Below are 23,044 nucleotides of genomic sequence, written 5' to 3'. Positions count from 1 at the left end.
ATTATTTGATTATTTAGTGCGTTAGGTCAAATTTTAAATTGAGTGAATCGATGTTTTGCGCTTAATCCAATCCGCCGTTAAACTCACCCGGTTTCCTGTTCTCTATTAGGTGTTTTGTGATTATTCCATCAGCAGCAAGCTCGATTATTGTTCTCGACTTTGAAACCACAGGTCTTTCACCGCAGCAAGGTGATCGCGCGATAGAAATTGGTGCGGTTAAATTGCATCAAGGTGAGGTTGTCGATCGTTTCCAAAGTTTGATGAACCCAGGCTTTCGCGTGAGTAGCTTCATTGAAGGCTACACCGGTATCACCAACAATATGCTGGCGACCGCGCCAAGTTGTGCCGAGGTGATGGATGAGTTTGCTGACTTTATTCAAGGCAGTAACTTATTGGCGCACAATGCCTCTTTTGACCAACGTTTTCTTGATGGTGAGTTACAGCTAATCAACCGCAACTACGATGGTAAGTTTGCTTGTTCACTGCTGGTTTCAAGACGCCTGCATCAAGAGAGTAGCTCGCATAAGCTCGGTGATTTGGTGAAGTACCATCAAATTGCCAATGATGGTGTTTTTCACCGCGCGTTAGCCGATGCCGAAATGACCGCGCATTTGTGGCAAGTGCAGTTGGCGACGGTGCAAGAAAAATATGCGATTGCTGAGCCGAGCTTTGATTTAATGGTCAAAGTAGGTAAAACCTCGAAAGCGGTGGTTGATCAGATGCTACGCAAAGAAGCGCAGAAGATGGCGAATAAGCTGAGTTTGTAAAATCCGTTTAATCATTAAGCAAGCGTGCAATCTAAGATCTCATTGCTAGTTATTGGCATATGCCAATAACTAGCAATAATAGAGGCACAGTGAAGTCACCTATTTCGAGTGCCCATGATATACGCTATTCCTAGTCGCAACGCTGAAGTTGCCAATCACTTCTCTCGCTCTCCGCAAGTGCTGATCGTTGATGATGAGCGCAATACCCATCAACTTATTACCTTAGTGGAAACCCCATCGCAATGTGGTAAGAAAAAACAGTGGATGGAAATTCTCGATACCTACCAAGTTGATGCGGTGGTCGTCCGAGCGATTGGTAAAAAAATGCTGCAACGCCTGTTTGACCGACAACTAACCGTATTGGTATCCCCGGCAAAAATGCCCGTGCAAGAACTCGACTTTGCCAATTTAGAGCAAGTGAAAAGCTTGGAATATGGCAGAGAGCCACGTAAGCAAAGTGGCTGTTGTGGCAGTAAGCCAGCAGCTAAGCCATCGCTATTGGCTCGATTAGCACCGGCGAATTTTGCCAAGATCACTAGGATCGGCAAATGACGCTAATACTGACTGTGCTGGCTTTTGTGGCGATTATTGCTTTGATGGCGATTGGCGTGATGTTCTCGCGTAAGCCAATCGCTGGCAGTTGCGGAGGGCTGGCTTCAATTGATATTGAACGTGAGTGCAATTGCGAAGAGGTGTGCGCGGAACACAAAGTGCTGTATCAAATTCAAGAGCCGTCTAAATAGCAGCGAGATCTGGTATCTGCTGTTTATTAGTAAGTTATTTGCTCAGTACCAGCGCATGACCATTGACTAAGCAATGTGCCACTTTGTTTCTTGCTCGTTTAACAATATTGCCAAAGGTTTGGCGAGATACCTGCATCTGGGCTGCGGCGTCGAGTTGGCTCAATCCTTCCTGATCCGCCAGTCGCAGCGCTTCCAACTCCTCTGGTAGCAGCTCAACTTGCTCTAAGTCAGTCATCGGAACCCCGTTTGGCTTAAAACATGAGTAAGGGGCGCGAGTGCAGATTTCGCGATGGATTTTAGGTCGAGCCATAACTATTTCCTAAAGGCTAGTACGCCATGAAGCCAATATTTCCTCACAATCATGCGGATTGCGTGGTTTGCCAACAGCCATTTTTTGCTGATAACACTCTTCAATTCACAACCGTTGAACCGGGTGTGGTTAGAACTGAGATTGTAACAACAGATAGGGTGCAAGGCTACGCTGGCATTATGCAAGGTGGGTTAATCACTGCCTTACATGACAGTGCGATGCTGCATTGCTTGTTTAGCATGGGCATCACCGCAATGACTGCCAAATTAGAAACTCGATTTCATCAACCAGTTCCGGTTGGTGTCAGTATTGTGGTGGAGGCGAGGTGGCTCGCCACCAAGCGCAACTTGCATCAACTGAGCAGTCAAATCAGTGTTGAAGGGCAGGTCTGTTCGAGTGCTAAAAGTCAGTTTTTATCGCTACCTGACACCAATTAACTTCCCCGTTTTCCTGTGAGCTTTCCGTGTTAGCATAGCCATATCATTTTGTAGTCAGCACAGCAAAATAGCGCGCAGTTAATCAATACAGGGAGAGCAGTCACGTGTCTCAACAGTATAAGTTATCCGGAGTCTATACGGGGAAAGTCGCCGAGCGTTTTGGTATGACGACCGCGATAGACAAATCACCAATCACGGGCAAGATCTATTTATCGGAGACCGGTCTGGAAGGCGACGAATGTGCCGAGATGAAATTTCATGGTGGTGTAGAGCGTGCGTTGCATCAATATCCTGCCGAGCACTATCAATATTGGGCGAGCAAATACCGCAGTGAGCATACGTGGCAGGCGCCGGGTATGGGCGAAAACATCAGTACTTTGGGTATGTCTGAAGCCGATGTTTGTATTGGCGATCGCTACCAGTGGGGTGAGGCGATTATTGAAGTGAGCCAGCCGCGTTCACCTTGCATGAAGTTAAGCCAGCGCTGGGGCGTTGAGAATTTCTCTGTGGATATGCAAGATGTTAGTCGCTGTGGCTGGCTATATCGCGTGATACAGCCTGGCGTGGTGAGTGTAGATGCGCCGCTAGTCTTGATTGAGCGAGTGGCCAATCCGCTCTCTATCTTAGCGGTGTGTGAGCGCTATTTTGGTGACCCGCTTAATCCAGAAGGTCTTGAGCAGCTTAAATCGCAGGAAAGGCTCTCAAAGAGTTGGCGAGACAAAGTGCTGCAGCGTATTGCCACTGGTGAAGTTGAGAACTGGAATTTCCGTTTACTCGGTCACGCTTAAGGTGAAAAGAGCCTAATGAAAAAAACGTGTTGACCCGTCTATCAGTCGAGGGTTGAAGATGCAGTCTGAACCACAAAGAGGCAAGAATATGTTAACGGTCACTCAACTGGCGAGAGAGTGCGGGATTTCGCGCACTACGATTTTGTACTACGAAAAAGAGCAGCTATTGCTGCCTACGTTGCGCAGTGAAAATGGTTATCGCTGGTATGGCGACAAAGAGATTGCACGGTTAAAAGCCATCTCCTCTTATCGCTCTTATGGCTTGCCGTTAGCCAGTATTCGCACTTTGTTGGACAAACAGGGGCAATCTCAAGCGACTATCTTGAAAGATCACTTTGAAGAGTTAGAGCGAGAGATCCAAACATTACGCGCGCAGCAAAGCGCGATTGTTGCCCTGCTGCAAGAACCAAATCTAAGAGAGGATAAGAGCGTGAATAAACAACGTTGGGTCGAAATTATGCAAGCCGCCGGTTTTACCGAAGCAGACATGGTGAAGTGGCACCAGAAGTTTGAAGAGATGGAGCCACAGGAGCATCAGAAGTTTCTTGAATCTTTAGCTATTGATGCTGATGAGATAGCGCAGATCCGTAAGATGTAACCATCTCGCCAGTGGCTATCGCTAACTAACCAAAAGCCAGTCGAGTGACTGGCTTTTTGTGTTTTAGGTGCTGACTTATTGGCGGCTATTTCTGCTCTGTGCTTTTCGGTTCAGTACTTTTCTGTTTAGTGCTATCACGTTGAGCCAACGAGTAAGGCACAAAACTGATGTGGTTTTTGGCGATAGTTTGGGTCTTTTCAATTAAGCCGTGCAGCAGCTCCGCAGCCATGCGCCCAGACTCGTGAAAGTCATACACCAGTGAGGTGATCTTTGGGTTGTAGTAAGCCGACATTGCCCCGCCGCCCACGCCACATACACTGATGTCTTGCGGTACGCGATAGCCATTTTCTAACAGGTAGTTAATTGCGCCGATTGCCATTTTATCATTTACCGCAAAGATGCTATCTGGCTTAGTTTGGCTATTGGTGAAAATGGTTTCGCACGCCTTATAACCACTCTCTACCGAGAAGTCACCAATGCTTATCCACTCAGGCTTTGCGTGCATGCCATGTGTTGCGAGTGATTCTAAGTAACCTTGTTTACGCTTTTGACCCACCGAGATATCCAGCTCAGACACACCAATAAACGCGATGCGCTGGTGGTTGAGCGCAACCAAATGCGCCATCATATCTTTTGCTGCAGAGATCTCATCAAACAGCACGCTTGGTGAGCCATCGGTGGCGGTTTGTCCCATCACAACTAAAGGCACGCGCAGTTTCTTAATTTTGGCTTCGTGCTCTGGGGTGATGGTGGTCGCGATCAAGATGATGCCGTCCACCTGTTTTTCGGCGAACAGATCCAAAAACTCAACTTCTTTATCTACAGAGTGGTTGGTGTTGCCTAGGATGATGGAATAGCCTTTGTCGGCATAGTATTGGTCAATACCGGCAATGTTTTCACCTGAAGAGGTCGCATTGATTTTTGGCAAGATCACGCCGATGGTTTGGCTGCGTTTAGAGTGCAGGGCTTTGGCAAGCGCGTTAGGTCGGTAGCCCGTTTCATCGAGTACTTTTTGAATACGCTTTCGCGCTTCTTCACCGACATAACCAGAATTGTTAATGACCCGGGACACGCTAGAGATAGAAGATTCTGCTAATTGCGCGATTTCTTTGATGGTTGGCATGTCCCGTGTCCTTTTCTTTAGGGCGGTGTTCCCTAGTAGTCGTATCGAATAAGCTCCTTGATTATACACGACTTAGTCGATGTCACAGTGGTGTTTGATACCGCCTGAGCAGGAAATACGCGACCAGAGAAGACTTCTTCGCCATTGTTGACGAAAATTTCCAGAATCGAACGGTCAAAGAAGATCTGTAGCTCTAAGCTGTCGCGAGTACTCAACAGACATTCACGGCTGCCATCTTGATAAAGGGCATGACTGCGGTCGACTTTGAATACGCCAGTTGCGCTATCGAAACTGATTTCAACAAAGTGCTCACCCACTTCTGCTAAACGCAGTGATAACACTCCGTCAATTTGCTCAGCCTTGAGTGCTAACTCAAAACAGTTTTCGCTGCTAAAGCTCAGCGATTGCTGTGCGTTGAGGCTTTGCTCAGCCCACTGCTGTTGACTGCAGCGCAATTGTTTGTGCTCTTCCACCGGACGCTGCTGAACTTTGCCATCGACTAGGTGCAAAGAGCGAACGAGCGATAAGGCGTGAATCCAGTTATGTTCCACCGTTGGTTGATCATCTTCATCGGGGATGCCTAGCCATGCACTTAGCAAGCGACGACCATCATCGGCAAGGGTGGTTTGCGGTGCATAGAATTCAAAGCCGCGATCAAGTGGCAGGAACTCACCATGGGTGTATTGAGTGGTTGCGTAATCTAACTGACCGACAAAGTAACCGTTGTTATGACGGTTATGGAAATTCATCCCTTGCGGCTGAATTCCTTGTGGGCAGCCAATTAAGACATCTTGACCATCAAGGGCAAAAAGATCTGGGCACTCAAACATGTAGCCAAACTCAGTCAGTCCATTGATGCCATCACCAACGATGGGTGCTAGATATTGCCACTGCTTTGCATCGTCAGAAGAGTAAAGCAGCACTTGTCCGGTCAGTTGCTCTGTTTGTGCGCCCAATACGCAGTACCAGCGCTCGTCATGTTGCCAGATTTTTGGATCGCGAAAGTGTGCAGTGTAGCCTTCTGGTTGCCCACCAATCACTGGACCAAGCTTTTCGTAGCTCTCTAGCTTGCTATCGATCGGTTTTGCTAGGCATTGAGTTGATATGCGTTGGTTGGCTTCATCTTTGAGGTTGCCGGTGTAGAACAGGTGCAGTTCATCATTAAGTACAAAAGCACTACCTGAGTAACAACCATTCTTGTCGTAGCTGGCATCTGGTGCAAGTGCGGTTGGTTTTAATTCCCAATGAATAAGATCATCACTGGTGCAGTGTGCCCAGAATTTAGAACCGTGTTGGCAAGCGAAAGGGTGCCATTGGTAAAACAGGTGGTATTGACCATCAAACTGAATAAAGCCATTTGGGTCGTTTAACAGTCCTGCCGGCGGCGTGATGTGAAACTTTGGACGCCAGTGGTCATTGGTTGCTGTTGTCGCGCTTGCTAAAACTGCATTCGCTTGATTAAGTAGTGTATTCATATAAGTAAAGAGAGCCCATTGCTGGGCTCCCTTGATAGTTAAGCTTTTGAAGTTTTAAGCAGAATTTTGGTTGCGATCATTGCTGAGCCCATACCGATAACAATCATGGCGATGTACATCATCAAGCCGTTACCAAGGTAAGCAGGGATTGCTGGCAAGTAGGTCACACCCATCACTGAAGGCGCGATGTGCATCATGGTTGCGAATGCCCCGGCGATAGCACCACCAATCATGCCTGATGCAAATACCTTGCTGTTAGTCAGCGTGATACCGAATAGCAATGGCTCAGTGATACCGAAGAAACATGGCGCGATTGATGAGTAGTTAAGCGCTTTCTGTTCTTTGTCTTTCAGTGACATGGTGTAAGCAATGGCAGCACCTGCTTGACCAGCCATTGAGGCAGTGATCAATGCGTTAAGAGGGTTTACTTTCAGCGTTGATAGGAAGTTTAGCTCTACAACCATTAGGCTGTGATGCAGACCCGTTACCGTCAGAACTTGTTGGAATGCACCAAAGACAGCGCCACCGATACCAAATGGTAGGTTCACAATCGTTTCAGAAGAGACCATTACGCCGTGTTCAACCACGTTGAAGATAGGACCAATGATCAAAAGACCCGCCAACATACCGATAGTGATGGTCAAAAATGGCGTGAATACCAGCGCCACTACCGATGGCATCCAAGACTTGATCCAACGCTCTAGGCTTGCACCAAAGATACCAACGATAAGAGCAGGAATGATGGTGCCTTGGAAGCCTTGCACTTGGAAGATGCCCAGTGACAATCTCTCTGCATCACCCGATGCAACCGCCCATGCGTTTGGTAGCATTGGCGCGATTAACATAAGACCTAGCACCATACCGACGACTGGCGTGCCGCCAAAACGTTGGAAAGCAGACCATACAACAAGAGCAGGCAAGAAGATAAATACTGTGTCTGTTACAACTTGCGTCATAGTCAGAACATCAGGTGAGAAAGTAACGCCCAGTTGTTGTGCAAAGCCGCGCAGACCCATGAACAGACCCGTTGCAACCAGCACCGGAATTAGCGGGATAAACACGTCAGCCAGCGCGCGCAGTGCCTTTTGGAACGGGCTCATATTTTCATACGCTGCGCCTTTGGTGCTTTCTAGCTCACCATCAACCAGTTTGGTCATTTCGCCGTGAACGGCGTTCACTAGACCCGTGCCTAAGATCACTTGGTGCTGACCCGATTGCAGGAAGTAACCTGCTACTTTAGCGGTCTTTTTGATCGCATCTGCGTCAACTTTAGCGTCATCTTTCACCACTACGCGTAAACGAGTCGCGCAATGCTCAAGCGCTCGGATGTTCTCTTTTCCACCCAAAGCATTGAGTAAACTCACTGCAATTTTGTTGTTCATCTGTTCTACCCTTAATGTGTGAAAAGGTTTTCATGTTTTAATGTGGTAAGGTTTTCACATCATCAAAATTTCATCAAGTTGGATCTAAATTTGATCATCAATAATATGGTTTACATCACATTCTTAAGCTGAATGAGCGAGTGTAAATCAATTACCTGTTGGCAAGAAAAGTTTAGCAAGCAATGAAGAAAGTAAGGGGTTCATAAGGAATTGGTTGAGTATGCCCAAGCCAAATAGGCTGGGCATAGCGGTGGTATCTATCAAGAGTTTGATTGGCTTCGCAACGGTTCCAAGCACTCAGTTACTTAGGTGTCCAATGCAGCTCTTTATGGTTGCTAAGTTTGGCATAAATGGATTGTGCTGCAATTTGTGTGTTACCTAATTTATAGGGGCGTTTTGAGAAATTGGCGGTGAGTATGCTGCCATCAGCGAAGGTGGTTTGTTGAATATAACCTTCTTTGTCTAACCATGAAAAGTTGGTCATTGCTTGGTTCCAGATCTGTTGATGGATCGGTGCAAAACCGCTTTGATAATGTTTCAATTGTTTTATCCGCGGGCTATTGGCTGACAGCGCTTCATCGCGAGTTAAATGTACCATTGGCGGAGTGTTATATAACATTGCAGTAAGATCGCGCTTGATTTTCACGTTAGTAAATTTCAAACTATCGCTATGCCAGTGATGGCTATTGATGATTTCATCGTGGAAAACCGCCTGATAGAGTGGCACACGATACTGCGGGGCGAACAGTAATGTGCGATAGGGTTGTTTAACCTTGGCAGACTTAAAAAAGTAGTCGGGTTTATGATCTGGGTACCAGCGACCTAAATAGTATTCTGATTTGCTATTTTTAGTCATATCGCCATCCACCCAACCAAACCCAACCGTTTCTAAACCATGAGCGAAAGCCATCCCCGTGCTGGTTAAGCTGTTTCCGTCTTCTGAACCAAGAACGATATTGGGCTGTTTTGATAGCCAACTTAACCGGTGATTAAATGCTGCCAGTATTGCTGCTTGATTGGTGCCATCGCGATAATCTTCGCGCGCCATTGCGGTGGCATCGACATCAAGAAAGATACTGTTAAACCGACCATAATGTGCAATATCCAACATTCTCTGCTTAACGTAGTTGAGTTGGCAGTTTGGATTGAGGTAAAAGCCATGACCGCGAAATCCAGTTTTTTTCTTACCAGTCGCGAGTTCAATCGCGCAGCCTAAGCGCATTGCGTCGGGTAGGTTTGCAGTTAGCCATCCGTCATTGCTTCCCTGGGTTATCGCGGTGTTGTAAGAATCGTATACGCCAACTAAATAGCCATGCTGCTGCGCTTGCAGGTTAATTTCCGGATGGTAAAAACTGGGCATCCAGTTGTCGAAACCGAGCCAGAGGCGGCTTAATCCGGCTTGTTGGAAACTATTTAGCATATCACTTGAAAGTGCCTGTCCCCATTGTTTCGCTGGAACTAGGTAATTCCCCGCGTGTTCTATTAACCAACGCCTAATTGACTGGGCGGAATGATATTGGTCTGCAATGGTATTATTGGCAAGAGTTGGGTATCCGACCTTAAATTTGTCGTTCAACGAGTCACTGATGGCATCAATGAGCAGTTGTTTGTGGTACTGGCTGAACCAATCTTGTTGTTTGTCTATGTTAGATAACTCACGTTGAATATCGCTGGGTACTGATAGACCTGATTTTGTCAGATACCAGTGGTTTAAGCCCCTCCAGTCTTTGACATCGTGTGTGCTAAGTGCATCTTTGCCAAAGAGATAGACATGACTTGCGCCAATCAATTTTTCCAACTCAGGGTTGCGGTTTAACTTTTCGCTCAGAGACTCGCTGACTCCGGTTTGTTGTCGCCATTGACGATAACTTAATGCGCCGCTGAGAGGCGTATCACCTAGTGTGATTTGAAAGGTGAATGGTTGGTTCGCATTGAGTTGGGTAAACTGATGTGCAGCCGACATATCAAGGCGAGCATGAGTGTCAGCAAAAGTAAGCCGGTTGTTGGTTGGGGTCGTCAGTAGATAGCTAATAAAGTGTCCATTTTGTTCCACGGTCCAAAATGGCATTTTGAGGTCTTGAGTGGTATTCGAGCCGGAGTAGTTTTCGATAAGGAAATTTGTCCAGTCTGAGTTCGCTAGAGGAACACGCATTCCTTCACTGAACGGCAGGTAAAGAGTTTGGCTGAGGTTATTGTCGAGGTTAAACCACTCCACATCGATAGGATTTTGCCTAGAAACGGAATGCTGGCGAGGAAGAGAGAGTGACACGGATAGTTCACTGTTTTGCAGCGAAGCAGAGATACGTAGTTTTGACGGCAGAACTTGCCATGTGGCATGACTATTTGATTGTGTGATCAGTCGATAGCTTTGAGGTGACTTTTGTTCGACATTCAGGGCGGCTTGGTTAATAACCAGGTTATTCCAATTAATCGCTAACGTCTGCGGTGAAATTAACACCGAGTCGCTGCCGCTTTGTAATTGTATGGTCGTTGCATTGCTGCTGGTGGAGGCGAAAAGAATAGGCACAAAGCATAACAGTTTGTGCGCTAGGTTGTTGAATGACATGGTAATACTCCGATAAAACAATCATGTTATTTAAGCCGGATTTACCAGAGCGCATGTCACCTATATGTCTACATTTATCGGTAAGGGATCGCCAACCTTTGGATGTATTCGATGCGGATACCTTGCTGAAACTCTACGAGTTCAACACTCGCGCTGAGATACTTTGCTTGTTTTCTCACTTCATGATCATTAGGTATTGATTCGATGTCGCTATTAAACGGTATCTTTGTTCCGATAAGATTGTAGTTTTGATCAAACCACTGCCAACTGGCGGCAGCTTTTGGGCAAGATGGTACCGGAGTGGGTGCACTCACTCTGACTTGTATTTGTTCTGAGCGATGGATGAGCGACAACCAAGTTCCACTACTAGGAGAAGCCAGTAATAACGGTATTTTGTTTTCACCGAGTGTTAATTGAAATAGCCCCTGAGAGGGCGCTTGCAACAGTTCATCACTTTCTATCTCTTGATAATCATTTTTCGCATTCAGTCTCCCAGACAGCAATAGTTCGCCTTCTGGGGAGGTCAGTGTAACGGGCAATGCCTGCTGAGTATTTTCTGTCGACAATCGGAATTGGTAGCCTTGTGAGGCGAGTCCTGAACGTTTTATTAAACTAAGACGCAGTTGCGCGTCAGGCGCTGACATTGTCAAGATTTGGCTGCCGCAATCTGTTTGTGTTAACACCTCACTTTTGATTGGCAGCCAATAACGACTTTCAATTGGGTGTTGGCTTAACGCTAGGATAAGTTCTTGCCACGCCAGTTTAGGTTGCTTGGTCAGTGTTGCTTGATAAGCGTGCTGGAGCGGGGTTTCTGCAAAAAGACTCGCATGCGTTGAGAGAGGCAACGTAAGTGTTGCGACAATCAGTAGTGCTTTAGTATGGTTGACGTTCATTTTTTGGCTTCCAACAAACGATAACCAACGCCACGATGCGTTTGAATATTCAGACTAGGCAGCTTTTGGCGTAAATGCAGCACGTGATTGTCTACGGTTCGAGTGCTAGGAAAGGCTTCATAACCCCAAATTTTGTTGAGCAATTCATCTCGATGGAAGACTCGACCTTGATTTTGTAGCAGCAATAGCAAAAGTTGGAGTTCCTTTGGTTTGAGAGGCACTTCTTGCTGATTAATGCGGGCAAGTCGCTGACTTAAATCAACTTCAATATCAGCATACGTGATTAAGCTTGTTCCGATTGGGCGAAGTTGAGTGTGAACGCGAGCTAATAATTCTTCGCTAGAAAATGGCTTGGTGACATAATCTTTTGCTCCAGCCATCAAACCTTCAATGCGCTGCTCAACCTCGAACTTTGCCGTTAATATGATTACTGGTAGGGCTTTTAGTAATAGCCATTGTGATAAGTGCTGTAAGCTATCCCCATCGGCTAATTGTCTATCCAAAATCACAAGATCAGCTTTGTACCAGAGTTTAGTGCCTTGCTCGGTATTGGTTGCCCAAATACAATCAAACTGATGAGAGCTAAAGAAACTGACTAATCCTTGCCCAAGTAATAGGTCGTCTTCAATTAGCAGAATTGTGCTCATAAGGCAGCTCCAAAATACAACGAGTAGGATTGCGAAGAATGGTGAGTTTGCCATTCATCATTTTGATAAGGTGATCGACTATATCTAAACCAATCCCCATATTTTCAGATTGATGATTATTAGGTTTAAATAATCTTTGCCAGCGAGAAGGAAAGTCGCCGTGGTCACTTACTGCGATGATTAAATTGGTTGATATGATGGCGTTAACAACCACCTCTCCTTTGCCATGTTGCTTGGCATTTTTAATCAAATTTTCTAAGCAGATGGCTAACCAATAGTAAGGTAAATTAAGTTGTTTATCCGCGTTCAGTGAGTAAGTGACTTGATTTTTCTCACAGTAGTGGCTGAGCCAATCCGCAAATGAAGCGGATTGATGGAGCAGTCCTTTCGTTTTTGAAGCGCTTAAATAGACCTTACTATTTTCAGTCAACTGTGCCAGTCGCTGATAATCAGAGACTAATCGCCAAAAAACGTCTTGGGAGTTGTCATCTAAGTTATCGAAGTTATGGCGAAACATATCAATGGTTAAGCCTAAACTGGTAATCGGGGTACGCAGTTCGTGTGTGAGTAATTGCAAGATGAAGCGTTTTTCTCGGCGCTGTTTATGCTTTAAAAAACTTAAGCGGGCAATAACGCTAATGCTAATTCCACCGAGCAACAGTAATAGCATTTTCAGCAGCATTGGGGATGGCTGCTTTTCACTGAGACACAGATTACTGTAGGTTAGGGCGCAGCTATCACCGTTTAATGTCAGTTTTGTTTTGTCGGCGATCGGCTGCCAGATGCTCACAGGCGCGGCTTTCCATCCGGTTTCTCCTGCTAGCCATAAGGTATCGTTCTCAAGCCATGCGCGGTAGCCATTGAGGAGCGCATCACGACCCGCATTTGACAACCGCTTAAGTTTGCTGTGTAACGGATGCAGTGGATTGGAAAGTGTCGTGAATGGGAGTAATGCAAGTGATAATTCTGTTTTAGAACGACTTGCTAAATAGCGATCAGCGAAGCTACCACCTGCCGAGTGAAGTAAAGTGTTTGCCTTGAACCAATCAGAATTCAACCGCGTGTGCGCACAAAGGGCATACTCAAATTCAATTGTGGTTTGCAGCGCGCTTTTATCAGATTTAAGCCACTGGCAATTCGTTGCGATGCGGTTAATTAAACGCAAATCATCCCAATTAATTTGCTCGAAGTTAGGATATGCAGCATTGCTTTTAAGTAATTCTATTGGGTATTGGCTAAGCTCTTTTTGCGTCACAACGTAGGGAAGTTGCTGCCATGCACTTTGGTACAGCTCTTGCCATTGGTTTTGAATGTTTTTTCCATGTGCCAGACAAGGTAACAGACTTATTAGAGTTAGAATGTAGTGACGCCCAATCATGGAAGATCTCAGCTCGAATCAATGTGCGAATTTTAGAATGTTTTAAGCGGGTTTTGTAATCTATCTGTCAACATTGATTCGATATCGGATTATTTCTGATAGAGCTCCAGCGGTAAGCCGTCGGGATCTTTGAAAAAGGTGAATACTTTGCCGGTGAACTCATCAATGCGAATCGGTTCTACTTCAACACCATGCTGCGTTAAATATTGCGCGCTCTGTTCAACGGACTCAACCACAAAAGCTAAGTGGCGTAGACCTTGCGCTTCAGGGTTGCTTGGGCGCGCTGGTGGATTGGGAAATGAAAACAGCTCAAGTTGATTCCCGTTTGGCAGTGCTAAATCCAGCTTGTAAGAGTCGCGCGCTTGGCGGTAGTTCTCTGCGATGATCTCAAGACCCAGTAACTCAACATAGAAGTGCTTTGATTTTAAGTAGTCTGAGCAGATGATGGCAACGTGATGAATGGCTTCCAGTTTCAAGATATCGATCCTTAGTGGTGAATACAGAATTAGAGTAACCACAATCGCCCGCGCTCACTAGTGATTATTTTGCTTTTCAGTGTCGCAAATCAGACTCGTTGTGGCGGCTAAAAAGCACGCAGTGGCGCAATATGTACTTAAGTGAGTGATTAAGGGAATAACATGAAACTGAAATACACCATTTTGTATGTCGAAAACGTAGAGGCGACGTTAGAGTTTTATCGAGCAGCATTTGGCTTTGATATTGAATTTTTGCACCCAAGCGGCGACTACGGTGCGCTTAATACTGGTGAAACCACGCTTTCGTTTAGCTCGCTGGAGTTGATGAGCCAACTGGGCAAAGGCGCGGTAAAACCGAAGGCTAGTGCGCCGACATTTGAAATTGCCTTTGAGACTGAGCAAGTCGCAGAGCAGCTTAGTCAGGCATTAAAGGCTGGTGCAACGTTAGTGCAAGACGTTGAAGAGATGCCGTGGGGACAGACCACCGCGTACGTCAGCGACCTTAATGGCTACTTAGTAGAGATTTGCTCGCCGGTGGCTTCTCAATAGCTGCAACGTTGCAGTACATGAGCCGTTGGTTAATAGCAATACGAACTAGCTGCTTAAACGCTCGCGTAAAAAATCACGCAGCAGGTAAAGTGCGGGAGTCAGCTGGCGTTTGTCGGTGACGACAAGATTAAGAGGAATCGCATCGCCTTGCCAATCTTCAAACAGGGGTACGAGGCTGCCGTTTTCGATATCTGGTATTGAATCAATTCGCGATTTATAGCCAATCCCTTTTCCGGAGATCATCCAGCGTCTGACTGCGTCACCGTCGTTGGCAAAACGGTTGCCTGTGGCGACCACTTCACACATTTCCCCTTGTTTGGTAAAACGCCACTTGGTGTGGTACTTCACTAGCGTAATGAAGTTAATGCAGTTGTGATTAACAAGTTCTGACGGGTGAGTTGGTGTGCCATATTTGGCAAGGTACTCAGGCGAGGCGCAAGCGATGCGATCGTTGTCTGGACTGATCGGTAGGGCAACCATGGTTGAGTCTGGCGGCGTGCCATAGCGCAGTGAAGCATCGATCGGGCGAGTGTAGAGATCAATCAAACTATCGCTAAGCTCAAGTGAGACCGAAAGAGTTGGGTGTTGCTCCATGAATTCATCGAGCAACGGAATGATGATGTTGCGCCCAAGATCTGATGGCATCGCTAAACGCAGGTGCCCGGTGATTTGGTTTGGATCGCGCTTTACTGACTCAACCCCAGATTCAATCGCAGTCACGGCTTGCTGGCATTTCTCCAGCATTAATTGACCTTCAGGCGTCAGGCGAATACTGCGTGTCGAGCGAATAAACAGCGCACAACCAAATTGCGCTTCAAGGCGTTTTATTGTGGCACTTACCGCGGCAGGCGTTATTGCCAGCGTATTCGCAGCTTGGGTGATGCTCGCTTGGCGTGCGGTTTCAATAAAGACACTGAAGTCCTGAAGTACTTTCATCCGGTTCCTATGATTCGTCGCTGCCAGTTATCGTGGCTTGATGGTAATTAAGCAAACAGATGCTTGATCGTCTGGTATAAACCTTCGGCAAACTTGGCAGGCTGATCCTCATGCCAATGTACCCCTTCCGTTGCACTCGATGACACCCATTTAGCTGCATCTAAATAATAGCAGCCAAGCTCTTGGGCTCTTTGTTGATAGTGCTCGGCAAATTGTTGCGACTTCTCAGCGCCGCCGCTAAACCCTGTGGCAGCGAAACCGATTTCAAAAATAGGCGGCGGACAAACCAATACGATATTGGTCGCGACATCATGGTTGTGGCTGGCAAAGTGCTGGGCTTGTTTAACCAGTTGCGCCGCACCAAAAGAGATCGCTTCGGCGGATAAACCTAGGTGGCTTTGCAAGTCGTTGGTGCCAAGCATGATCACCACTACTTCTGGTTGGTATTTCTCTAAGCAAGGTAGGAAGTAGCCGAGACCGGAGTGAGGGCTGTGAATCGATTCATGAAAACCGGTGGTTCTGCCTGGCAAGCCTTCGCTGATCACTTGCCAGTCTGCTGGGAGTTGTTGCTCCAGTAGCGACGTCCAGCGAAGCTCGGCTGGGTAGCGACCGCCTTTGATGGGCATGTAGCCCCACGTGTTTGAGTCACCAAAACATAAAACAGATTTCACACCAGAGTTCATTTTCTATCCTTGCCAACAAATTCGAGTTGCTTGCGTTTAAACACGCGCGTTCAAAAAAGTGTTTTCAAGGTCAGTGCTCTAAGAAAATACTGGCTTGAAATTCGTTATGAACGATGTCGTTTTGCTACCAACGTAAATTTGTAATCGCTTGATTTAAAGTAGTTTCGACTGTATTCGAAAATTGTATCATCGATTAAATGGCTGCGGGTACGTTTCTCTATGATCGGTTGCGCTGGGTCAATACCAAGGAGCTCGGCAATGTCACTGGGTGGCAACACAGGGATGATTTCCTGTTCACTGCGATCAATGACCATGCCTTTTTGATTTTCAATAAACTCGTATTTTGAACCTTGCATCACTTGGTAGGTGAGGTCTGGGAACATTTCGGTTGGTAGCCAAGTTTCTTCAACCGTAATTGGATTCTCATCAACGTAGCGCACGCGTTTAACATAGAAGACGCGGTCGCCTTCACAGATATTAAGGTGTTCTGCCATGGTGAGTGAGGCGCTGCGGATCTCAAATGCCAGTACATCACTGCGAGTAACAGAATCAAGGTGTGACCATTTTTCAGCAAAGCTACTTTGCTGATAGATGTCGTAATTCACCTTGTTTTCTTTCACGTAGGTTCCGCTACCTTGCTTGCTTTCTAGCTCGCCGCTTTCAACCAGCAATTTAATCGCTTGGCGCACGGTCACGCGGCTAACGGAAAACTCTTCTCGTAATTGTGCCTCAGTAGGAAGGGCATTACCGACTTTATATTCACCTGAGCTGATCTTGCCACGAATGGCGTCTGCTATTTGTCGATACATAGGCAATCTTGCCATGGCTACCTCTCTTACACTGTTCCGTTACGACTCGATTTGATGGAACAGTACTGATATACGCTATAGTTAATCGTATCATACGAATTCGATTCAATATGACAAGCAGTTGTTTGGTATAATTTGAAAGTAAACAATACAACAATAATACATATTTTAATTCAACTGAGATCTAGATCGCAGATCATTTGTATTTAATAGGTATCATTGGTCTCATTGTTGTACGGACAACAATGAATAATGTGACAATGGGACAAACGTTATGAATCTGACCTCTCTAACCCACCCATCGCTGATTAACCTACAAACGACTTTTACAAGTCGTGACGAAGCGATCCGTGCGCTGGCTGAACAATTAGATCAACAAGGCAAACTGCACGATAAACAACAATACCTAGATGCGGTATTTGCGCGTGAAGAACAAGGACCAACCGCTTTAGGTGAAGGTCTTGCTGTACCTCATGGTAAGACAGATGCAGTAAAAGAAGCTTCCTTCGCGGTAGCGACACTAAAACAAGATTTAAAGTGGAAAGGCTTGGACGAAGATGAAGATGTTAATCTGATCTTCCTAATTGCGATTCCAAATGCTGAAGCAGGCTCTACGCACATGCACCTGCTTACAGAGCTCACTACAACCTTGGTTGATGACGACGTACGTGAAGCCGTGCTGAATGCGACCACCACAGATGAACTTCTGGCGCTGTTCAACAAGCCTGACGAAGTGGTTGAAGAACAAGACAACTTAGATACAAATGCGCCAACCGTTGTCTGTGTGACAGCATGCCCTGCTGGTATCGCTCATACTTATATGGCTGCGGAATACCTAGAAAAAGCGGGTAAGAAGCTTGGTATCAACGTGCATGTTGAAAAACAAGGTGCCAATGGTATTGAAGATCGCTTAACAGCTGAGCAACTGAATAAAGCTGATGCTTGTGTATTTGCGGCAGAAGTGGCTATCAAAGAGCTAGAGCGTTTTAACGGTATTCCTCGCGTTGAAGTGCCAGTTGCTGAGCCGATTAAACATGCTGAGCGTATTCTTAATGAAGCGTTGGAAGCGGCGAAAAATGGCTCTGGTGCTGAGCGTGCAGTTGCAATGGATGCGCCGAAGAAACGTAACTCTTGGAAAACCGATGTTAAACAAGCGCTGCTCTCTGGTATTTCGTTTGCTGTGCCACTGATCGTGGCGGGTGGTACGGTGCTGGCGATCGCGGTTCTGCTTTCACGTATCAACCCAGAAATGCTTGCGCTATATAACGAAGCGGGCAGCTGGTTAAACATGTACCGTAAGCTTGGTGGCGGTTTACTCGGCGTACTCATGGTACCGGTGTTAGCGGCATACACGGCTTACTCTTTGGCTGACAAACCGGCATTAGGTCCTGGTTTTGCAGCGGGTCTTGCAGCGAACTTAATCGGTGCAGGTTTCCTTGGTGGTGTTGCTGGTGGTTTGCTAGCAGGCTACTTCATGCGCTGGGTGAAAGAGAACATTCGTGTTAGCCCTGCATTTAATGGTTTCTTAACCTTCTACCTCTACCCAGTACTTGGCACCTTGATCGTTGGTTCATTGATGCTGTTCGTGGTGGGTAAACCTGTGGCATGGCTTAACCAAGGGCTAACCGATTTCCTAAATGGTTTATCTGGCACCAATGCCATCATCCTAGGCGCGGTAATCGGTCTGTTTGTATCGTCTGACCTTGGTGGTCCAATTAACAAAGCAGCTTACCTATTCTGTGTGGGTGCGATGGCGAACGGTAACTTTGCGCCGTATGCAATCTTTGCTTCAGTGAAAATGGTTTCGGCATTTACAGTGACATTCTCGACTATGCTTCGTCCACGTCTGTTTAAAGACTTTGAGATTGAAACGGGTAAGTCAACTTGGCTACTAGGTCTTGCAGGTATCACTGAAGGTGCGATTCCAATGGCGATTGAAGATCCAGTACGCGTAATCGGTTCATTCCTAGTGGGTTCGGCAGTTTGTGGTGCCATCGTAGGTGCGGCTGGTATCGGTCTGCAAGCGCCAGGTGCGGGTATCGTGTCGCTATTCCTACTGGATTACAGCCCTGAAATCGGCGCATTCGGTGCCGGCGCAATCTGGCTAGGTGCTGCTCTAATTGGTACGGCGATTTCTACCGCAATGCTAATCGGCTGGCGAGCACACGCAGTAAAAAAGGGTCAATTTGACGCTCAGGCTGCGACTTCAAACTAACGCTAAATAGTACAGGGCACAAGTTATGTGCCCTGTGCAAGTAAGTAACAAGATTTAATCCCCATATTTTCAAATTTCAAATTTCGAGTCTCTTTACTGCTTAAGTAAATCGCTCAATAGGTAATACAGTTATGACTACATCACGCGTTCATATTACTCCACACATGCACTGGGATCGTGAATGGTATTTCACTACTGAAGAGTCACGTATTCTTCTGATTAACAACATGGAAGAGATCATGCAGCGTCTAGAAAATGACCCTGCATACAAATACTACGTACTCGATGGTCAAACCGCGGTACTAGAAGATTACTTCGCGATCAAACCAGAGAACAAAGAGCGCGTTAAAGCCCTAGTTGAAGCGGGCAAACTGATCATCGGTCCTTGGTATTCGCAAACGGATACCATGCAAGTGTCTGGCGAATCAATTGTACGTAATATGCTTTACGGTATTCGTGACTGCCTAGAGTTTGGTGAAGTAATGAAGATTGGTTACCTACCAGATTCATTCTCAATGAGCTCGCAACTACCTATGATTTACAACGGCTTTGGTATCAATCGTGCAATGTTCTGGCGCGGCTGTTCAGAGCGTCACGGTACAGATAAAACCGAATTTGTATGGCAATCGAATGATGGCAGTGAAGTGACAGCACAAGTGTTACCACTGGGCTATGCGATTGGTAAGTACTTACCTCAGGATGAAAAAGGTCTGCGTGATCGCCTAGACAAATACTTCCCTGTGCTTGAAAAGCCGTCAGTGACGAAAGACATTCTGTTGCCAAACGGTCACGACCAAATGCCAATTCAGAAAGACATTTTTGAAGTGATGGATAAGCTGCGCGAAATCTACCCTGATCGCGAGTTTGTGATGAGCCGCTACGAAGAAGTGTTTGAGCGTATTGAAGCGCTGCGCGATCAATTGGATACAGTAAAAGGTGAGTTTAACGACGGTAAATACATGCGTGTTCACCGCACGATTTCTTCAACTCGTATGGACATCAAATTGATCCACGCAGAAGTTGAGAACAAGATCGTCAACATTCTAGAGCCGCTTGCGTCTATCGCTTGGAGCTTGGGCTTTGAATACCATCACGGTCTGATTGAGAAAATGTGGAAAGAGAGCATGAAGAACCACGCTCATGACTCGATTGGTTGCTGCTGCTCAGACAAAGTACACGCTGAGATCCTAAACCGCTACATCCTTGCGGATGATATGGCGACCAACCTAATCAACTTCTACAAACGTAAGATTGTTGACCACATGCCAGCGCGTGAAGGCTGTGACAAGCTAGCGCTGTTCAACCTATCTCCATATGCGCGTGAAGAGGTGATCAATACCACGATTACGCTACGTGCTAATGAATTTAATCTGTTTGATGATAACGGCAACGCGATTGAGTACTTCATTCAAGACCAACGCGTGATTGACCCAGGTAAGATTGACCGTCAGATCGTTCACTACGGTAACTACGATCCGTTCATCGAATATGACATCCAATTTAAACACACAGTACCAGCAATGGGCTTCACGACATTGCACATTGAAGCGCACAGCAAAGGCACGCAAAAAGTCGCTGAGCAGGGTGAACACGTTCTAGAGAACGACTTCTACCGCATCAATGTCAACGCCAACGGTACCCTAACGATTTTCGACAAAGAGACGCTACACACTTACGACCAAGCGCTGCGTATCGAAGATGGCTCTGATGATGGCGACGAATACGATTACTCTCCATCACGTAAAGAATGGCTACTCTACTCAGATGAGTTTGAAGTGCAAACAGAGATCAAACATGAAGGCTTCCAATCGGTTGCGAACATTAAGCTACGCATGTCTGTCCCTGCAAATCTACAGGAGCGTGAAGAGCGTGCAGGTCAAAATGGTTTCCTAGATGTTGATTGTCAAGTGGTACTAAAACAAGCTAGCCGCCGTATTGAAGTTCGCATGGAGCTTGATAACCAAGCTGATGATCACCGTGTACGTGTGCTTATCCCGACGCCATTTGTCTCTGAAACTGTGGTTGCGGATAACCAGTTTGGCTTGATCACTCGCCCAACCAACGATCCTGCGATGGAAGTTTGGGAACAAGAGGGCTGGAAAGAAGCGCCAGTACCAGTTTACCAACTTATGAACTTTGCGGCAGTTGAGAACTCGGCTGGCGGTATGGCGCTGATGACCAATGGTCTGCGTGAGTTTGAAATCATTTCAAGCAAGAACAACGAAGAACGTGATACTTTTGCTCTAACATTGCTTCGTGGTGTTGGTACGCTGGGTAAAGAAGAGCTGCTGCTGCGTCCTGGTCGCCCTTCAGGTATTAAGATCCCAACGCCTGACTCGCAAACGCGTGGCAAGCTAGTGTGTAACTTCAGTCTGTTTGGTTACCAAGGTGATCACATCAGTGCGAACATCATGGCTGAATCTCGTGACAACGTCACTCCAATTCAGTGCTACAACAAGATTCCATACAATGCGATGAAGCTAAACGTGGGTGAACAAGACAAGCCACTTACATACAGCTTGCTTGAAAAAGAGCAACGTGGCGCGGTATTGAGCGTACTGAAGAAAGCGGAAGATGAGCAAGGTCTTGTGATTCGTGTTTACAACCCAGCAGAAACGGGTGAGTTAGAAGATGGTGTTTGCTTCACTCAAGCGGTAAGCGCATGGCAAGAAGTGAGCATGGATGAGAAGCCTCTAGCACAACCTCAAATTGAGACGAGCTTTGGCACTTTGAAATCATGTCAAGCTAAGTCATTCCTAGTGAAGTTCTAATTACGGGTTTTGCTCAGCACATTGCCTCATAGATGTGCTGAGCTTTTTTATTTCACTTCCATTCGCTCGCAAGAGATTCAACGATGACGAAAACACTATTTAAACTCGATAACGTAATTCAAAATTATGTTTGGGGTAGTAAAACGGCGATGGGTGAGCTATTTGGTATCGCTAACCCTGACAATCAACCTCAAGCTGAAATCTGGATGGGTGCGCACCCAAATGGTTGCTCAAAAGTAGCCGGCAGCGGTGAGTCGTTAGCTGAGATTATCGCGCAAGATCCACATGGCGTTTTAGGCGAGTATACGGCGGAGCGTTTTGGCGAACTGCCTTATCTGTTTAAAGTATTGTCTGCGGCAAAACCGCTTTCGGTACAAGTTCACCCAAGTAAAGCGAAAGCGATGGCAGGCTTTGCGAAAGAGAACCAGCAAGGCATTGAGTTAAGTGCGGCGAACCGCAATTATAAAGATGCTAACCATAAACCCGAGTTGGTTTACGCGTTAACGTTTTACAAAGCGATGAATGGTTTTCGTCCTGTTGCAGAGATTGTGGCGCTGTTTCAACAAGCAGGAATTGATACGCTGCGTGATGAAGTTGATGCGCTGAGTGCTTTGCCGAACGAGCAAGGTTTAGCAGAGTTTTTCTCTGTGGTGATGAACCTTACCGGTGAGCGTAAGCAGCAAGCGATCGCTGAGCTTGTGGCGCGAGTCGAACTGCCCGCTAAAACGGCACTAGCACGTGAAGCATTTGAACTCATTCAAGAGTTTAGTCAAGACTTTAGCCAAGGGAATAGCGATGATATCGGTCTGTTTTCACCGCTGCTGTTAAATGTGGTGGAGCTTGAACCAGGTGAAGCGATGTTCCTCCATGCTGAAACGCCGCACGCGTATGTTAAAGGTACTGGCTTAGAAATTATGGCGAACTCTGACAACGTACTGCGTGCCGGTTTGACGCCGAAGTATATGGATGTGGCGGAGCTTATTGCTAATACTCAGTTCCACTCTATTGCTGCTGACGAAATCAAGCTGGCACCATTTTGCAGTGGTAATAAGCTCGGTTATCCGATCCCGGTGGATGATTTTGGTTTTGAAATTATCGCGCTCGATGCCGAGGATAAAGCGCAATATGTTCGTGGTGCAGAGATTATTTTCTGTATTGAAGGTCAAGCAACGCTTAGTTGTGGCAGTGAGTTCGTTACCCTTGCCGCAGGTGAGTCAGCCTTTGTTTGTAACAAAGCAAAAGTTTATCAGTATCATGGTGTTGGCACATTAGCACGTGCGTTTAACTGATTGAGAAGCTCCTAACGGCTGAGATCATGTTCCCCCGAGCGTGGGTCAATAGCCTTATGGGTAACCGTGATATTGTTTTGGTCGTATCCAAGGGGATTTGGAATAAGTATTAAACCGCTACTATTCAATTTAATTAGCGTCACTTGCTGATTATCAACATCGTTGGAAAGTATCATATTCACCGTTGTGTTTAATACGGTTTGACCAGC

The 23,044-nt window shown here is 46.4% G+C and carries 22 protein-coding genes; 10 read left to right on the top strand and 12 right to left on the bottom strand.

All coding sequences use genetic code 11. From position 1 onward, the window contains the following. Positions 1-119: 119 nt before the first annotated feature. The 3 genes from GZN30_RS20715 (at position 120) to nqrM (ending at position 1,510) form a co-directional block, all read left to right on the top strand. On the top strand, positions 120-767 hold the full coding sequence (locus GZN30_RS20715) for a 3'-5' exonuclease (protein WP_075649169.1): 648 nt from the start codon (positions 120-122) through the stop codon (positions 765-767). A gap of 114 nt (positions 768-881) precedes the next feature. After that, complete coding sequence (locus tag GZN30_RS20710; RefSeq protein WP_075649155.1) at positions 882-1,319, top strand: NifB/NifX family molybdenum-iron cluster-binding protein; 438 nt, start codon at positions 882-884, stop codon at positions 1,317-1,319. Continuing rightward, positions 1,316-1,510 carry a (Na+)-NQR maturation NqrM gene (gene nqrM, locus GZN30_RS20705; RefSeq protein ID WP_075649154.1) on the top strand — a complete coding sequence of 65 codons (195 nt, stop codon included), beginning with the start codon at positions 1,316-1,318 and terminating at the stop codon, positions 1,508-1,510. The genes GZN30_RS20710 and nqrM overlap by 4 nt, the downstream gene beginning before the upstream one ends. Positions 1,511-1,544: 34 nt before the next feature. On the opposite strand, the gene GZN30_RS20700 is transcribed toward nqrM, so the two are convergent. After that, complete coding sequence (locus tag GZN30_RS20700) at positions 1,545-1,820, bottom strand: DUF134 domain-containing protein (protein WP_075649153.1); 276 nt, start codon at positions 1,818-1,820, stop codon at positions 1,545-1,547. Between the two features lie 26 nt (positions 1,821-1,846). On the opposite strand from GZN30_RS20700, the gene GZN30_RS20695 reads away from it, so the two are divergent. The 3 genes from GZN30_RS20695 (at position 1,847) to GZN30_RS20685 (ending at position 3,643) form a co-directional block, all read left to right on the top strand. Next, positions 1,847-2,257 (top strand): PaaI family thioesterase, encoded by a 411-nt coding sequence (locus tag GZN30_RS20695; protein ID WP_075649152.1) that lies wholly within the window; start codon positions 1,847-1,849, stop codon positions 2,255-2,257. A 164-nt stretch (positions 2,258-2,421) separates the two neighbouring features. Then, positions 2,422-3,045, top strand: coding sequence for an MOSC domain-containing protein (locus GZN30_RS20690; protein WP_083627162.1), 624 nt, complete (start codon positions 2,422-2,424; stop codon positions 3,043-3,045). An 88-nt stretch (positions 3,046-3,133) separates the two neighbouring features. Then, positions 3,134-3,643, top strand: coding sequence for a MerR family transcriptional regulator (locus GZN30_RS20685; RefSeq protein ID WP_075649150.1), 510 nt, complete (start codon positions 3,134-3,136; stop codon positions 3,641-3,643). 85 nt (positions 3,644-3,728) lie between these two features. Here the strand turns inward: GZN30_RS20685 and GZN30_RS20680 are convergent, their stop codons facing one another. The 8 genes from GZN30_RS20680 to gloA2 all read right to left on the bottom strand — a co-directional run bounded on the left by GZN30_RS20680 (position 3,729) and on the right by gloA2 (position 13,583). Further along, positions 3,729-4,766: a LacI family DNA-binding transcriptional regulator gene (locus GZN30_RS20680; protein WP_075649149.1), complete on the bottom strand. Its 1,038-nt coding sequence runs from the start codon at positions 4,764-4,766 to the stop codon at positions 3,729-3,731. Between the two features lie 32 nt (positions 4,767-4,798). Further along, a complete protein-coding gene (locus GZN30_RS20675; protein ID WP_083627159.1) occupies positions 4,799-6,241 on the bottom strand; it encodes a glycoside hydrolase family 32 protein in 1,443 nt (480 codons plus the stop codon). A 38-nt stretch (positions 6,242-6,279) separates the two neighbouring features. Continuing rightward, positions 6,280-7,623, bottom strand: a complete 1,344-nt coding sequence (locus GZN30_RS20670) for a PTS transporter subunit EIIC (RefSeq protein WP_075649148.1) — start codon at positions 7,621-7,623, stop codon at positions 6,280-6,282. A 301-nt stretch (positions 7,624-7,924) separates the two neighbouring features. Further along, positions 7,925-10,189: a glycoside hydrolase gene (locus GZN30_RS20665; protein ID WP_075649147.1), complete on the bottom strand. Its 2,265-nt coding sequence runs from the start codon at positions 10,187-10,189 to the stop codon at positions 7,925-7,927. A 74-nt stretch (positions 10,190-10,263) separates the two neighbouring features. Further along, positions 10,264-11,082: a DUF2861 family protein gene (locus tag GZN30_RS20660; protein ID WP_075649146.1), complete on the bottom strand. Its 819-nt coding sequence runs from the start codon at positions 11,080-11,082 to the stop codon at positions 10,264-10,266. Next, the gene (locus tag GZN30_RS20655; RefSeq protein ID WP_075649145.1) at positions 11,079-11,729 is read right to left on the bottom strand and encodes a response regulator transcription factor; all 651 of its coding nucleotides are present in this window, start codon (positions 11,727-11,729) and stop codon (positions 11,079-11,081) included. Before GZN30_RS20655 ends, GZN30_RS20660 begins: the two co-directional genes overlap by 4 nt. Continuing rightward, a complete protein-coding gene (locus tag GZN30_RS20650) occupies positions 11,707-13,107 on the bottom strand; it encodes an ATP-binding protein (protein ID WP_075649144.1) in 1,401 nt (466 codons plus the stop codon). Before GZN30_RS20650 ends, GZN30_RS20655 begins: the two co-directional genes overlap by 23 nt. An 89-nt stretch (positions 13,108-13,196) precedes the next feature. Continuing rightward, positions 13,197-13,583, bottom strand: coding sequence for an SMU1112c/YaeR family gloxylase I-like metalloprotein (gloA2, locus tag GZN30_RS20645; protein WP_075649143.1), 387 nt, complete (start codon positions 13,581-13,583; stop codon positions 13,197-13,199). A gap of 162 nt (positions 13,584-13,745) precedes the next feature. Here gloA2 and GZN30_RS20640 point away from each other — a divergent pair, with 162 nt between their 5' ends. Beyond that, the gene (locus GZN30_RS20640) at positions 13,746-14,132 is read left to right on the top strand and encodes a VOC family protein (RefSeq protein WP_075649142.1); all 387 of its coding nucleotides are present in this window, start codon (positions 13,746-13,748) and stop codon (positions 14,130-14,132) included. Between the two features lie 45 nt (positions 14,133-14,177). Here GZN30_RS20640 and GZN30_RS20635 read toward each other — a convergent pair whose 3' ends face one another. The 3 genes from GZN30_RS20635 to GZN30_RS20625 all read right to left on the bottom strand — a co-directional run bounded on the left by GZN30_RS20635 (position 14,178) and on the right by GZN30_RS20625 (position 16,575). Further along, the gene (locus GZN30_RS20635; RefSeq protein ID WP_075649141.1) at positions 14,178-15,068 is read right to left on the bottom strand and encodes a LysR family transcriptional regulator; all 891 of its coding nucleotides are present in this window, start codon (positions 15,066-15,068) and stop codon (positions 14,178-14,180) included. A gap of 47 nt (positions 15,069-15,115) precedes the next feature. Continuing rightward, positions 15,116-15,751, bottom strand: coding sequence for an SGNH/GDSL hydrolase family protein (locus tag GZN30_RS20630; protein WP_083627158.1), 636 nt, complete (start codon positions 15,749-15,751; stop codon positions 15,116-15,118). Between the two features lie 104 nt (positions 15,752-15,855). Next, a complete protein-coding gene (locus GZN30_RS20625; protein WP_075649140.1) occupies positions 15,856-16,575 on the bottom strand; it encodes a GntR family transcriptional regulator in 720 nt (239 codons plus the stop codon). Between the two features lie 259 nt (positions 16,576-16,834). Between GZN30_RS20625 and mngA the strand changes: the two genes are divergently transcribed. The 3 genes from mngA to manA all read left to right on the top strand — a co-directional run bounded on the left by mngA (position 16,835) and on the right by manA (position 22,835). Then, on the top strand, positions 16,835-18,775 hold the full coding sequence (gene mngA, locus GZN30_RS20620; protein WP_075649139.1) for a PTS 2-O-a-mannosyl-D-glycerate transporter subunit IIABC: 1,941 nt from the start codon (positions 16,835-16,837) through the stop codon (positions 18,773-18,775). Between the two features lie 131 nt (positions 18,776-18,906). Further along, entirely contained in the window at positions 18,907-21,546 is a 2,640-nt protein-coding gene (mngB, locus tag GZN30_RS20615; protein ID WP_075649138.1) for a mannosylglycerate hydrolase, read from the top strand. Between the two features lie 83 nt (positions 21,547-21,629). Continuing rightward, a complete protein-coding gene (gene manA / locus GZN30_RS20610) occupies positions 21,630-22,835 on the top strand; it encodes a mannose-6-phosphate isomerase, class I (RefSeq protein WP_075649137.1) in 1,206 nt (401 codons plus the stop codon). The last annotated feature ends 209 nt before the right edge of the window (positions 22,836-23,044 follow it).

Source organism: Vibrio ponticus, assembly GCF_009938225.1.
Lineage (GTDB): Bacteria > Pseudomonadota > Gammaproteobacteria > Enterobacterales > Vibrionaceae > Vibrio > Vibrio ponticus.
The sequence above is the reverse complement of the archived record's forward strand: the minus strand, read 5'-3'. Positions and strand labels throughout refer to the sequence as shown.